General features: G+C 65.1%; 15 protein-coding genes and 1 tRNA gene. 6 read left to right on the forward strand and 10 right to left on the reverse strand.

What is annotated here, in order from left to right; translation table 11 throughout:
• Window positions 1-87: 87 nt before the first annotated feature.
• Together ND450_RS20855 and ND450_RS20860 are read left to right on the forward strand one after the other, a co-directional pair.
• A complete protein-coding gene (locus ND450_RS20855) occupies window positions 88-453 on the forward strand; it encodes a helix-turn-helix transcriptional regulator (protein ID WP_253327747.1) in 366 nt (121 codons plus the stop codon).
• The gene (locus tag ND450_RS20860; RefSeq protein ID WP_253327748.1) at window positions 450-1,178 is read left to right on the forward strand and encodes a cation transporter; all 729 of its coding nucleotides are present in this window, start codon (window positions 450-452) and stop codon (window positions 1,176-1,178) included. The genes ND450_RS20855 and ND450_RS20860 overlap by 4 nt, the downstream gene beginning before the upstream one ends.
• Window positions 1,179-1,235: 57 nt before the next feature.
• Here the strand turns inward: ND450_RS20860 and ND450_RS20865 are convergent, their stop codons facing one another.
• Window positions 1,236-1,697: a methyltransferase domain-containing protein gene (locus ND450_RS20865; RefSeq protein WP_371927743.1), complete on the reverse strand. Its 462-nt coding sequence runs from the start codon at window positions 1,695-1,697 to the stop codon at window positions 1,236-1,238.
• A 12-nt stretch (window positions 1,698-1,709) separates the two neighbouring features.
• Between ND450_RS20865 and ND450_RS20870 the strand changes: the two genes are divergently transcribed.
• Window positions 1,710-2,474, forward strand: coding sequence for an NAD(P)-binding domain-containing protein (locus ND450_RS20870; RefSeq protein ID WP_256557541.1), 765 nt, complete (start codon window positions 1,710-1,712; stop codon window positions 2,472-2,474).
• A 74-nt stretch (window positions 2,475-2,548) separates the two neighbouring features.
• Here the strand turns inward: ND450_RS20870 and ND450_RS20875 are convergent, their stop codons facing one another.
• On the reverse strand, window positions 2,549-3,154 hold the full coding sequence (locus tag ND450_RS20875; protein WP_253327749.1) for an RES family NAD+ phosphorylase: 606 nt from the start codon (window positions 3,152-3,154) through the stop codon (window positions 2,549-2,551).
• Between the two features lie 2 nt (window positions 3,155-3,156).
• Window positions 3,157-3,528 (reverse strand): antitoxin Xre/MbcA/ParS toxin-binding domain-containing protein, encoded by a 372-nt coding sequence (locus tag ND450_RS20880; protein ID WP_253327750.1) that lies wholly within the window; start codon window positions 3,526-3,528, stop codon window positions 3,157-3,159.
• 129 nt (window positions 3,529-3,657) lie between these two features.
• On the opposite strand from ND450_RS20880, the gene ND450_RS20885 reads away from it, so the two are divergent.
• Window positions 3,658-4,875, forward strand: coding sequence for a hypothetical protein (locus ND450_RS20885; protein WP_253327751.1), 1,218 nt, complete (start codon window positions 3,658-3,660; stop codon window positions 4,873-4,875).
• Between the two features lie 19 nt (window positions 4,876-4,894).
• Here the strand turns inward: ND450_RS20885 and ND450_RS20890 are convergent, their stop codons facing one another.
• The 4 genes from ND450_RS20890 to ND450_RS20905 all read right to left on the reverse strand — a co-directional run bounded on the left by ND450_RS20890 (window position 4,895) and on the right by ND450_RS20905 (window position 8,368).
• Complete coding sequence (locus ND450_RS20890; protein WP_253327752.1) at window positions 4,895-6,070, reverse strand: hypothetical protein; 1,176 nt, start codon at window positions 6,068-6,070, stop codon at window positions 4,895-4,897.
• Window positions 6,071-6,142: 72 nt separating this feature from the next.
• Window positions 6,143-6,922: a hypothetical protein gene (locus ND450_RS20895; RefSeq protein WP_253327753.1), complete on the reverse strand. Its 780-nt coding sequence runs from the start codon at window positions 6,920-6,922 to the stop codon at window positions 6,143-6,145.
• Between the two features lie 372 nt (window positions 6,923-7,294).
• Window positions 7,295-8,074 carry a transposase gene (locus tag ND450_RS20900; protein ID WP_253327754.1) on the reverse strand — a complete coding sequence of 260 codons (780 nt, stop codon included), beginning with the start codon at window positions 8,072-8,074 and terminating at the stop codon, window positions 7,295-7,297.
• Between the two features lie 30 nt (window positions 8,075-8,104).
• Entirely contained in the window at window positions 8,105-8,368 is a 264-nt protein-coding gene (locus tag ND450_RS20905) for a hypothetical protein (RefSeq protein WP_253327755.1), read from the reverse strand.
• A gap of 319 nt (window positions 8,369-8,687) precedes the next feature.
• Here ND450_RS20905 and ND450_RS20910 point away from each other — a divergent pair, with 319 nt between their 5' ends.
• Together ND450_RS20910 and ND450_RS20915 are read left to right on the forward strand one after the other, a co-directional pair.
• Window positions 8,688-9,242, forward strand: coding sequence for a hypothetical protein (locus tag ND450_RS20910; RefSeq protein ID WP_253327756.1), 555 nt, complete (start codon window positions 8,688-8,690; stop codon window positions 9,240-9,242).
• Window positions 9,188-9,832 carry an ANTAR domain-containing response regulator gene (locus ND450_RS20915; RefSeq protein ID WP_253327757.1) on the forward strand — a complete coding sequence of 215 codons (645 nt, stop codon included), beginning with the start codon at window positions 9,188-9,190 and terminating at the stop codon, window positions 9,830-9,832. Before ND450_RS20910 ends, ND450_RS20915 begins: the two co-directional genes overlap by 55 nt.
• A 63-nt stretch (window positions 9,833-9,895) precedes the next feature.
• Here ND450_RS20915 and ND450_RS20920 read toward each other — a convergent pair whose 3' ends face one another.
• From ND450_RS20920 to ND450_RS20930, 3 genes are all read right to left on the reverse strand, one after another.
• Window positions 9,896-10,993 carry a DUF3644 domain-containing protein gene (locus tag ND450_RS20920; RefSeq protein WP_253327758.1) on the reverse strand — a complete coding sequence of 366 codons (1,098 nt, stop codon included), beginning with the start codon at window positions 10,991-10,993 and terminating at the stop codon, window positions 9,896-9,898.
• A gap of 256 nt (window positions 10,994-11,249) precedes the next feature.
• Complete coding sequence (locus ND450_RS20925) at window positions 11,250-12,029, reverse strand: hypothetical protein (protein WP_253327759.1); 780 nt, start codon at window positions 12,027-12,029, stop codon at window positions 11,250-11,252.
• 622 nt (window positions 12,030-12,651) lie between these two features.
• A tRNA-Pro gene (locus tag ND450_RS20930) sits at window positions 12,652-12,725 on the reverse strand.
• Window positions 12,726-12,751 lie beyond the last annotated feature (26 nt).

The following is a 12,751-nucleotide window of genomic DNA, read 5'->3' on the forward strand; positions in this document are numbered from 1 at the left end:
TGGTTCCCCGGCTCCTAACAGCTCACCGCACCATCCGCGATGGTTCAGTCGTGGCTGTAGTACAGCATTCACTGTATTGTTTCGCGCGTGCTGAAGTGTGAAACGCGTGAGGACGCGCTGGCCCGCCTGGGCAAAGCGCTCGCCGACCCGACCCGGTGCCGCATCCTCGTCGGCTTGCTCGACGGGATCAGCTACCCCGCCCAGCTCGCCGAACACCTGGGACTGACCCGGTCGAACGTGTCCAACCACCTGTCCTGCCTGCGCGGATGCGGCCTGGTCGTCGCGACCTACGAAGGGCGTCAGGTCCGCTACGCCCTGGCCGACGCGCACCTGCAACGCGCGCTGACCGAACTGGTGAAGGTCGTGCTCGCCGTCGACACCGCCGAGCCGTGCCTCAACGACGACGATCACGACGACCAGCCGGTGACCACAACCGTGGAGGCAAGCAGATGAGCACCGATCCAAGCCGCGTCGACCTGCCGCTGGCTCCCACCGCTGTCACGGCCGCCGAACCAGGGGAAGCGGACGGCTGCGCGGACGGATGCTGCACGGCGGACGCTCCAAGCGCGGCCGCGAAGCTGGAGCCGCAGCGGCGCTTAGTGCTGACCTGCCGGGTCCGGCTGCTGGTCGCCGCGACCATCACCTACAACATCATCGAGGCGATCGTGGCGATTACCGCCGGAAAGATCGCCTCCTCCACCGCGCTCATCGGCTTCGGCCTGGACTCGATCATCGAGGTCGCCTCCGCCGCCGCGGTCGCCTGGCAGTTCTCTGGTTCCGACCCCGAAAAGCGCGAACGCGCGACGCTGAAGGTCATCGCGGTCTCGTTCTTCGCGCTCGCGCTCTACGTCACCGTCGAATCCGTGCGCGCCTTGTTCGGCGCGGCCGAAGCCGAGCACTCCACCATGGGCATCGTGCTTGCCGCGCTCTCGCTGCTGATCATGCCGTTCCTGTCCTACGCACAACGCCGGGCCGGACGCGAACTCGGCTCGGCCAGCGCGGTCGCCGACTCCAAGCAGACGCTGCTGTGCACCTACCTGTCCGGCGTGCTGCTGCTCGGCCTGGTGCTGAACTCCCTGTTCGGCTGGTCGTGGGCCGACCCGATCGTTGCCCTGGTCATCGCCGCCGTCGCCGTCAAGGAAGGCCGCGAAGCCTGGCGCGGCGAACACTGCTGCTGACCATCCCCACCGAATCCGCAAAGTAGTCCGGACAACCGCCGCCTCCGGTGTCCGGACCTACTTTGCGAACCGCAGGTCAACCCCACGCCTATCGGCGAAGATCAAGCGGACCGGACAGCCCTCGCGGTACTCCCTGAAGGTGCGGGTTCCGGCGGTGCAGCTGACATAGGAGTCGCGTTCGGCTGTGGTGAGGTGGTCGTCTGCGACGACGTCGGAGAGGCCGATGCGTCCGTCAGGCCGCAGCACGCGGAACGTCTCGGCTAAGACGGCGGGCTTGTCGACCGAGAGGTTAATGACGCAGTTGGAGAGGACGACGTCGATGGTGCTGCCGGGCATCGGGATCGCCTCGATGTTGCCCTTGAGGACCTCAACGTCGGTGGCGCTGGCCTTCTCGGTGTTGGCCATGGCCAGCGAGAGCATCTCGTCGGTCATGTCGAGGCCGTAAGCCTTGCCCGTCGGACCGACGCGGCGCGCGGAAAGCAGGACGTCGATGCCGCCGCCGGAACCGAGGTCCAGCACCCGCCCGCCTTCGTGGAGTTCGGCGACCGCAGTGGCGTTGCCGCACCGAGCAAGGCCGCGACCGCTTCGGCGGGGACCCGTCACGCGCGCGTGACCACTCAGAGCGAAATGTTCACCGCGCCGTTGGTCATCGCCGCCACAGGAGGCTTCGGCAACCCGCACCGCCCCGCCCTCTCAGGCCTCGGTGACTTCCCCGGCACGCTCTTGCACGCCGCGCAATACCGGACTTACGAACCGTTCCAAGGTCAACGCGTCATCGTGGTGGGCGCTGGCAACTCCGCTGTCCAGATCGCCGCCGAGCTAACCGACCATGCTCATGTCACCCTAGCCACCCGCAAGCCCGTGAAGTTCTCCGCCCAACGCCCGTTCGACCGTGACTTGCACTTCTGGCTCTACCGCACCCGCCTGGACTACCTCCCGATCGGGCCCTGGCTGCCGGACGGCTTCACCACCCCGGCCCTGGACACCGGCGTCTACCGCGCGGCCACCGCCCAGCACCGACCAGACCGCCGGCCGATGTTCACCGCCGTGGAGAGTTCGAAGGTCATCTGGCCCGACGAGCAGCGCGAGCACGTAGACGCGATCATCCTGGCCACCGGATATCGCCCTGATTTCCCGTATCTGGGCAAGCTCAGCGGCGAGCACAACCGCGGCCTCTCCCGCCACCACCGCGGGCTCGGCTTCGTCGGCCTCGAATGGCAACGCAGCCTCTCCTCCGCCACGCTGCGAGGCGTCGGCCGCGACGCCGCACACGTGGTACGCAGGCTACTCAGGTGACATCGATCAGCTGAGCGACAACCGCCGACTCGTACCTGAACACCCGGCGGAGAGCTCGCGAGGTGCGAGCCTCGTCAGCTCTGGTCTCCATCACGAACAAGCCGCAGCGACGACACGGTGGGGATCCGAGGGTCTGCCGGAAGCTCGGTCCACCACTGGTCCGCGCACACCCGTACGGGCACTTCAGGCGGCGGCAGACGGTCGGTGAACAACGCGAGCGTCGCACCAATCCTGGTCGCTGCTGGCGCGATGATCCCGTGGAACCCGAGTTGATGGGCAACCTGCGCGATGTGCTGGCATTGGCTGTACGCATCGCGATCATCCGTAGGCGACTGCAGAACGTCGAGAGAAAGCCCGACCTGAAGACGAGTGCTGGACAACCGCAGATCCAAGATCTCGGTGACAGCAACGGAGCAGGTGACCAAGACGCGCGGCCGCAACGTGCGAGCCAAGGCCGGGTCGTCCACCGGATCAACCAGGTGGCGATACGCCTCCACCACAACAGAATCGAGCGGCTGCCCTAGGTAGAGCACGGGGAACCCGTGCTCTGTTCCCCAGCGCCCATCGCCCTTTCGACCGTTGAGCACCTCGCTCGCGTAGCGGGCTGCAGCGTGACGCTGCCACTGTCCGTCAACGGTCGCGCGGGGGCTCGCCGCGACGAGAGCCTGAAGTGATTCCATCCCTACATCGCTCCTGCCACTCGTCGGACCTCCCGGAGGACCTCATCCATCGACCCTTCGGTGAGCAGGTCGATCGGGCGTTCCCCGTCGAGATGCCGATTGCGTGAGTGCAACCAGATCTCCACGCCTTCGTCGGTGTAGACCTCTTTTAGTTCACGCACCACGAAGCTGAGGTCCAGCAGCCGCCGCACCTTGGCACCACTGGGCGTCGACTCACCCTTCGCCCAGTTCTGAACCGTGCGCACGCTGGCGCCGACGACTGCGCCGAGTTCACGCTGGGTGATCCCAGACTGGGTCACCTCCTCAACGATCCTCAGGTAAGTGGGCGAGTCTCCACCTGAGTGGCGGCGTCCTTCAGAAGGCGGCTTGGTCATGGGCTCTCTCCCGGTGGGGTCACGTGCTGATCGTTCTTCATCTCAGAGTGCGCGTCAAGTTTCGCCGTAGATTGCGTCTCAAATTTCGTGTACGGTCGCCACAGCAGCTCCTAGTTCCGGAGGCATGTGATGGCTGAGTTGCTCGTACGCGTCGGCTCAGGCGACGCCGCCCTGGTCCGACGCATCTTCGACACGCGGACGGCCACTCCGCGTCGCCTGCTGCCGAACAGGATCGTCACCGACGCACATGCAGCGTTGACCAATCCCGACCTCGCCTCGGTCGCTCGGCGCGCGGGCATCCCGTTCGTGGTCGACCCCCAGACGTTCTACCTGCAGGGCGAGCAACATCCGGAGGACCCGTGGAGCCAGCTTTCCTTCGCTGACGCCGCAAAACTCACCCCTGCCGATCTGTCCAGCGAGGACCGCATGGACCGGTTGGTCGCGAAGTGCCTGGAGTTCCAGCTGGAGCGCGGTGCCAGCGTCCTGGTGCCGCCGTACGTACACGTGGAGCGCGGAGCTGACGGCTGGGGCGAGGTACAGGCCGCGCTGTGGCACCGAACCCGCCGGTACCTGGACCAACAGGACTTGCAACTACCTGTGCTCGCTGTCCTCGCACTTGGCTGGAGGCTGCTTGACCGCAACCTCTGGCCCTCCGCCTTCCACCCGCTGAGCGGAGCTTTGACTCAACTCGCTCCAACCGAGGTGGCGCTGGCGGCGTCGAAGGTGGACCGCGGCGCGCACCCCGACCACCGGCTTGTCTCCCTGCTCTCGGCGATCGGGCAGATGAAGAAGACCTTCCCGGTGATCGCGTGGCAGCAGGGAACGCTCGGCGAGGCCGCGGTCGCAGCAGGTGCGGCGGGATACGAAACCGGGGTCGGCTGGCGAGAGCACTGCGATCTTCAGACTGCGATGTCCCAACATCGCAAGCCGAAGAATCCGGACGGAGGGTTCAGTCCTCGCCCGGTCTACATCCGCGCGCTCGGAACCAGCATTCCCAAGAGGACGGTTGCGGAGCTTATGTCACAGCCCCGGATCGCCCCGAACCTCGTGTGCGTCGAAGCGAACTGCTGCTCCAACGGCCGCGACGATCTCCTACGCGACGCTCGGCAGCACGCGATCACCAGCCGCGCCCAGCTGCTGCACGAACTCGCCGAGCCGGCACAACCGGCCTGGCAGTGGAACGTCCTGGCCCGACGCAGCGCCACCGCCCTGGAGATCGCGGAGCAGATCAACAGGGTGGCCGCGAAGTCAGATTCCGCACTAAAGATCGACACGAGCCATCTCAGGGCGATCAACGTGGTGGCCGAGAACCGCCGCAAGACCCTGGGACGCCGACGTGCGGCCTGACCAGCACCGAAGTCGACGATCAGACCGCCCCTGTGGCTGGTTCCTCTGATTTCGAGGCGCTGTCCGTGGAGCTCCCACGGGCAGCGAGCTTGTCTGCAAGCTCAATGGTCGCGAGGTACCACCAGTAGATCCAGTCGAGGAAGATCTCGTCGTAGTCCGACTTCTGCACCTCGTTCTGGTGCCGGATGTCGAACCTGTTCGCGATCAGGAACAGGGCGTCCTCGTCCTTGCTGAGCAGCTCGGCCCGGAGAAGTTTCCGCTTGTTCTCCAGGACGCGGCCAAGCGACACGATCGCAGACCGCTTCTCGTTCCGGTCAGCGCCACGCCTGCGGAACAGCGCGACCGCATGGCGAACCTGGTCGCCGGTGTCTCCTTCGGTTGCCACCAGCGCTTCAACCAGCTCAGCTCGCGAGTCCGAGGTCGTGACCACCATGCGCCCTATGTCTTCGCCCTCTTCAGCTAGGCGCAGACCGAGATCGCTCTGCCGCAACAGCATGTTGACCCGCCACCGGTACACGGCCCTGCCCGTCTCGATCACGAAGTCACCGTGATGCCACCCGCACTCGTTGAAGGGATGAATCGATCGGGTGGTCGGTCGCGCTACGAGATCGTGGAGCACCTCAACGACGTCGCAGAACAGGTCGAGGTTTTTCCCCAACCAGTCAGGGTCTAGGGGCCACACGCCGCTGACCCCGATGGCTCGCTCGATCGTCCTGGCCGGCAGATCGTCGCGGGGGTAGTCGATGCAGTCCTTCTCGAAGCGCTTCTCGAAGTAGCCCTTCTCGTCCAGATCGGTGATCAGCTCCACGAAGCGACCTGCGGTCACCTCCAGGCTGGCGAGCTCAGGTTCCGTGCCGTTCTTGCGCTGCGACCAGTAGGGCCTTCGGCGCAAGTCGTCCTCCGCGAGCTCATCGGCCGCACGCATCAGCAGGAGGAGGAAGTTTTGCCTCGGACTCAGTCTCGGCACCGGTCCGCGCGGACGCATCCCAAACGGATCCGGTTGGCCCGGAATCTCACGGAACTCGCTCAGCGGGCCACCGCTGAAGTCCCCGATGAACGCATCCTCCAACAGCAGCTCACAGCGATCGTCCCAGTCGATGAGCTCGCGCTTGTTGAGCAGGCTCGCCGCCTCGCTCACGAACAAGGCTCGTGGCCAGAGCAGCTGGTAGTCCGGTTCGGCGAAACGCGATTTCACCTAGCGATTGTCGCCTAGCGGACAAAGCGCGTTTCGCTCCTGTCGACCGCTGCTCGTCCGAGGCGCAGCTCGTCAAGCCACCAAGATCGAATCGACTGTCGCTGGTTCGATGGGAGTGTCCGCGCGCAGCCCTGACGCTTGGCGCACTTCAACCTCCGAACGAACGATCTTGACGAGCCTGCGGGCGGTGGAGGAACCGATTGCCAGCCTCGCGCGGAGCACGTCGGCGGAGATCGGCTTCTGAAGCGCCGCCCGGTGCGCTGCGTCCTCCTGCCGCGCTTGCTCCAACAACTGCTCCGGCGAACGTCCCCGAGAACCGGCACGGGCCTCCATCGGCAGATCCTCCGGCGGACCATCCTCGCGCCGTTCTTCTACGTGCTCAACCTCCCGCTCCACTCCGACGACCCGCTCGTCCAGAACTGCATTCGGTGACTTGACTGCCGCGATCGCATGCAGCAAACCGGGGCCGACCTCGGCCCAACCGATCAACAGCAGCGGGCCGACCGCGTCGAACGCGGCCTTGCCGTATTCGCCGGCGACGACCGGGTCGGCCACGTTCAGGGCCAACGTCACCGCGCTCGCGAACATCAACAACCGACGTGCTGGTCGTAGCGCTTCGAGCGAGGCCCCGGTGAGCGCAAGGTGCCTGATGCCGAGCAGGAGACCGAGAATCGAGAGGTCTACGGCGGGAGCCACGAGCGGCGCCACCCACACCGGCACGCCCAGTCGGAGGCCGAGGCTCAGCACGTTGCCGAAGCCAAACAAGAAGGTCAAACCGACGACTGAGGCCATGATCACCGTGACAGCCCTAACGACCAGGTCAGCCGCATTGCGCTCCGTCCGGTCGTTCATCGCCCACCCCGCGGTTCGTCCACGACGAAGCTGTTCTCCAGCATCGACTTGCCGGTCAAGCCCCTAGCCGAAGACGTGAGCAGGTCTGCGTGGTGCCCTGCCCAAAGTCCGGCCCTGCGCACAACGATCTCGCGCAGGTTGGTGCCCTGCCGGGAGCACCACGCAGACTTGCTCACCACGAGCAGAGCGTTGCTTCGGAAGGGCCGCAACCGCCTCGGTTGCGGTCCTTTCTGCTGCTAGGACCGTGTCCCTGGCCAGGGTGATGCGACACACGGCAGTCCTCGTTTCGTAGTCGTAGTGGATCTCTAAAGGTTGTCCCGTAATGATCAAGGTTATTGGTGGGCAGGGGTGACGGCGGCCGTTGGTGATCGTTCAGCCGGTCATGGCCAGGTTGCGCATCTGGGCGACGCCTCGGGTGGCGTGCCAGACGCCGTCGCGTTTGCGGCGGCAGTTGCGCAGGATGTTCCAGGACTTCATGTGCGCCAGAGCGTGCTCGACCCGTGCGCGAACACTCTTGTGGACGGTGTTGAGGGCTTCTTTCCATTGCGGCAGTGGCGGTTGCCCTTTGCGGGGTTTGCGGTAGGGCATGATCGCCCCTGGGTTGCCCTGGTATCCGCCATCGGCCATGACCTTCGCGCCCCGGCACTGTTCATCGACGCCCGAGTCGGTGTAGGCGCGGCAGTCATTGCGGTTGCCGGGGGTGGGATCGCCGATCGCGACGACCAGGCGGGTGTTGGCGTCGATGACGACCTGCATGTTCACCGAGTAGCGGTAGTTCTTCGACGACGCGGAGACCGATCGGTCGTGGGTCGGGACGAGGGTGCCGTCCACGATCAGCACGGTGTCCGGGCTGTGCCGGCGTGCAACCGGCGCGAGCGCCAGCAGCGGCGCCAGGTGGTCCACCACCCGGTTCGCGGCGGACTTCGAGATCCCGAACAGCAGCGCGACCTGCCGGAACGTCAGGTTCGTCCGGTAGTACACCGCCACCAGCAATACCCGATCCGCCAGCGACAGGCCCCACCGCCGCCCGGTGCCGGTCTGCTCACCACCCCGACGGGCCACGACCCGCACGAGCTTGCGAAACACCGGCACCGACAAGCCCGTGAACACCGGCACCCACTCCGGCCGGTCCGCACTGATCACCCGCTCCACACCAAGATCATCGATCGCGCCGAGACGGCGTTACGGGACAACCTTTAGCCGAAGCGCCTCGAACAACGGTCGCGACACCTCGTCGGGCAGGAGGTCGAGGTCGACCCCGGCGATGGGCAGGAAGTCGAGCAGCTCGGGCTTCACAGCCTCACGAACCTGGACCTCGATGGCTTCCAGCTGCTCCTCCAATCGACCCACGAAGAACTGCAAACCACAAACGCCGAGCTGCGGCGGGCCAACGCCGAGTTGCACACGGCCAACGAAGCGTTGTGCGCACGCAACGCCGAACTGCACCGGATCAACGAGCTCCTGGACCCGGTACTGGCCTCGCTCCACACCGGTGTGATCGTCGTGGACTCGCAGATGCGAGTCCTGTCGTGGAACCGCGGTGCCGAGGCGCTGTGCGACTGTCCGCCGATGTGGCTCACTACAAGCACTTCCTCGACCTCGACATCGCACTGCCCGCTCCGAGCTGCACCCGCTCCTGCGGTCCGCCCTTACCTCTTCCTCGGTTATGGAGAAAATCACGCTGCGAACGGTGAACCAACGTGGCCGCGAGATCGTCGTCCGAGCGACGTGCAGATCATGCGAACCGAGTGGAGCGCTCCTGGTCTTGGACGAGCTTCCAGAACAGGCACCCGGTCGTGCCATCACTGAACTGGAACCTCCGGCGGGGAAGGGTGAGCTGATGAACGGGAAAGTCCGGGCGGATCGGGCAGTTTTCCGCTGCTCGATGACCGTGCTGATCACGGGAGATCTAGGCCCGAAGATCGCATCCGCTGTCGCAGAAGAGGTCGAAGTGGCCGTCGCCGGCCTTCCGGAATCTTCTGTGCTCATCTTCGACTTGCGCGAGCTCGACCTGCTCACAGCGTCAGGAGTTCGCATGTTGATCCGCTTGGCCGAGAGGCACGCGGCCAAGGGCATTCGCTGCCGTGTCGTTGTGCATCCGGGAGGCGCGATCGCGTCGGTCCTCGACGCTGCCGGTACCAGGACGGCTCTGCCGCAGTTCGCCGATGTCGAACACGCTTCGGCAGAGGCACCCTCCGAAACGGACAGTCCGCAGTTCGAGTCGCTGACCAAGGCCCTGCTCGGTGAGAAACGGTCGGCGCAGCGTTGCAACAGATCATCGACACCGCTGCGGCGTCGATCCCTTTCGCCGACGTGGTGAGCTTGACGTTGCGCTCACCGGACGGCGCCGTCTTCACACCTGTGCACACCGCCGTCGTGGCCGCCGAACTCGACGAAGTGCAGTACCGCACCGGCGAAGTGCCTTGCGTGGACGCAGCCGACCTGACCGGACCCGCCCACGCGGCAAGCGACGACCTCACCACCGAGGAACGCTGGCCCCAGTTCGCCGCCGCCGCGGTACAAGCGGGTTATCGATCCGTGCATTCCACCGCACTGCTCCTCAGCCAAGTCGCCGATCAGCCGACCGGAGCGCTGAACATCTACCTCCGTGGCAACCACCGGCTCGACGACCCCCAGCGCCACACCGCTCTGCTGCTGGCCATGCACGCCTCCCTCGCTCTGGCCCACGCGCGCAACGCCGAACTCGCTCGTTTGCACAAGACCCAACTGCGCAAAGCGATCGACAGTCGCGACGTGATCGGCCAGGCCAAAGGGATTCTCATGCAACGCCAGGGCATCACCGCAGACGAGGCCTTCTCCGTGCTGCGCACCACGTCCCAGCACCTCAACGTCAAACTCGTCGAGATCGCCCGCAACCTCGTCGACCATCGCACCGAACTCGACACTTGAGGCCGTCACCGACCGGCCCTTCAGGCGCGGCACATCGAACTCCACTGCCACGTTGATCCTCAGCTAGACGGCGGCAAGGCCCTCTGACCCGTCCTCGGATCCCTTGAGGCGCGGCTCCTCCCCGAAGAAGTCTCGCCAGCCCCTCGCCGTCTTCAACAGCCGGACCAGCTTCTTCACGAACGCACTCGTGTAGCCGTAGTCCTTGTGCATCTCGTCGTACAAGCAGTAGCGCTCATCGGTGCGCTCGGGATGCTCGGAACCAACCGGCGGTCTCACTCCGAGCTTCTGCCAAGCCTTGATGAAGTGGCCGCGGTGGAAGACGAACGGCAGTTCGTCAGCAACCTCTTGAACCACACCATTGGGCTTCATGAGTTCCAGGTTGATCACCCCGCGGCGCTGCTCACGAACAACGACCATTCCCTTCCTGCCGAGCGTCTCCACCGCGCTCTTTTGATCTTCCGTCAGGTCGTCGAACCTGGTGAACTGGACCGGCAATGCGTCCGGGTCGCGAGGCACCAGCTCGTTCACGAGCCGGAGCCGAAGCTCGTAGCGGCGGTCGTTGACGATCTCTTCCGACAAGCCCGAGTGGTACTCGGCCATGAAGGTCCTCAGCGGCGCCGGCAGCGCGGCTCTCAACCGGAGAAGTGTCGACTCACCGGGATCGGTGAAGCTGCCGATGAACACCGGGAATCGCAAGCTGGTCGCCAAGGTCACCTGCGGCCCGAACTGCGCCACGAGCTCTTCCTCGTAGTTGAGCAGGTGCGCTTGAGCGAGCCCTCCAAGAGCAGCCTGCAAGCTCAGTTGCGACCGCGAGGCGTACCGGTGCTCGATCTTGTTGCGCAGCGCGACGAAGAACTCGATGTTGCTGCGCACCGGATCAGGCTGCGGCCAGCGCTCCGTAATGCACCGGGCCAGTTCCCAGCGTTTCGGTTCACCGTCCACTTTCTCCAGACGTTTCGGCAGATCGCGCCTCCAGTAACGGAAGTCGATCTCGTCCCGGGTGAAGACCGCGTGCAGCAGATACAGGTAGGCAAGGTGCATGTGCACGACGAAACCCTCGAAGGCGCGTGCTTCAGCAGGATCGTTGTAGAGCCTGGCGGCCAGACACGCCTCGGATCGTGAGGCCTCGATCATGGGCCAGAACTTCTTCGGTCGAGGCATCCACGCCTCCCTCGCGCCGCGCTGCCTGTGTTTGAACAGCGCTGACCGGAGCCATCTCGTTACTCCACACGCGGACCCGATCGCCAATTCCACCCGATCGGGTCACAACTGACGCTCCTGCGGCTCCCTGGCCGTAACCCTCTCATCCGCCACATCGAGTTCGTCACCTCAGCCGCAGGCACGGATGCCTTCGGCCCTAGCGGACAGAACGCGTTTCGCGCCTGTTGACCATTGCTCGTCCGGGGACGCGGTGCCATCAAGCCACGAGCATCGGATCAACGGTCTCCGGCTTGCTGAGCGCGTCGATGCCCGATCCATGTGCTTGGTGCGCCTGAACCTCTGCCCTAACGATCTTGACGAGCCTGCGGTCGGTGGAGGAACCGACTGCCAGCCTCGCCCGGAGCACGGCGGCGGAGATCGGCTTCTGAAGCGCTGCCCGGTGCGCTGCGTCCTCCTGCCGCGCCACCTCCAACAACTGCTCCTGCGAACGTCCCCGAGAACCAGCACGGGCCTCCGTCGGCAGGTCCCCCAGCGGACCATCCTCGCGCCGTTCTTCCACCTGCTTAACCTCCCGCTCCACCCTGATGTCCCGCTCGTCCAGAACTGCATTCGGTGACTTGACTGCTGCAATCGCATACAGGAAACCGGGGCCGAACTCTGCCCAACCGATCAACAACAGCGGACCAACCGCGTCGAACGCAGCCTTGCCGTAATCGCCAGCGACGACCGGGTCGGCCACGTTCAGGGTCAGCGTCACCGCACTCGCGAACATCAACAACCGCCGCGCTGGTCGTAGTACTTCGAGCGAGGCCCCGGCGAGCGCGAGGTGCCTGATGCCGAGCAGAAGACCGAGAATCAAGAGGTCCACCGCGGGAGCCACGAGCGGCGCCGCCCACACCGGCACGCCCAGCCGAAGGCCGAGACTCAGCACGTTGCCGAACCCGAACAAGAAGGTCAGCCCGACGACCGAGGCCATGATCACCGTGACTGCCCGAACGACCAGGTCAGCCGCATCGCGCTCTACTCGGTCGTTCATCGCCCACCACGCGGTTCATCCACGACGAACGTGCTCTCAAGCACCAACTTGCCGGTTGTACGCTTGATCGAAGTGGTGAGCAGGTCTGCGTGGTGCCTTGCCGAGGACTCGAACCTGCGCACTTCGGCAAGCCGAATGGCCACTTGATCGCTCGACGCAGTAAGCCTCTCCGCTGGCGAGTAGGCCAAAGTAGACGACGGCGCGCGCCTCTCGCCGGCGACGTACTTGCCGCAGTCACCACCTCAGCCCCGATGGGGCCGTCTTGCGGGATGGCTGGCGTAGTTCAGGTCATCGCGCCACAGCTTGGGCATAGTCACAACTTCACGGCACCCGGAGGCCGCTGCCCGTCAGTAGGCTGCACACCTCACCAGTTGAGTTTGGCTGGCCGCCGATAATGTCGTTTCCCGCTGGTTGACGCCTGTTCAGCGCCGTTCAGCAAGTTCACCCGTTCGTGGTGACCCCATTTGCGCTTAGTCAAAACGAAGGAGCCAGCGGCTCCAGTTTCACTCCTTCATCCACCTGTTGATCATGAATTTGATGATCAAGCGAAGATCGTTTCGGACGCACGAAAAAGCCCGCTGAACTGGGCTTTCACCCAGAATCAGCGGGCTGATTCAGACCGTCGGGACGACAGGATTTGAACCTGCGACCCCTTGACCCCCAGTCAAGTGCGCTACCAAACTGCGCCACGTCCCGGCCACACTCCCGGTTCCCCGGCGTGC

The sequence above is a fragment of the Lentzea sp. HUAS12 genome (assembly GCF_024125735.1).
Taxonomy (GTDB): domain Bacteria; phylum Actinomycetota; class Actinomycetes; order Mycobacteriales; family Pseudonocardiaceae; genus Lentzea; species Lentzea albida.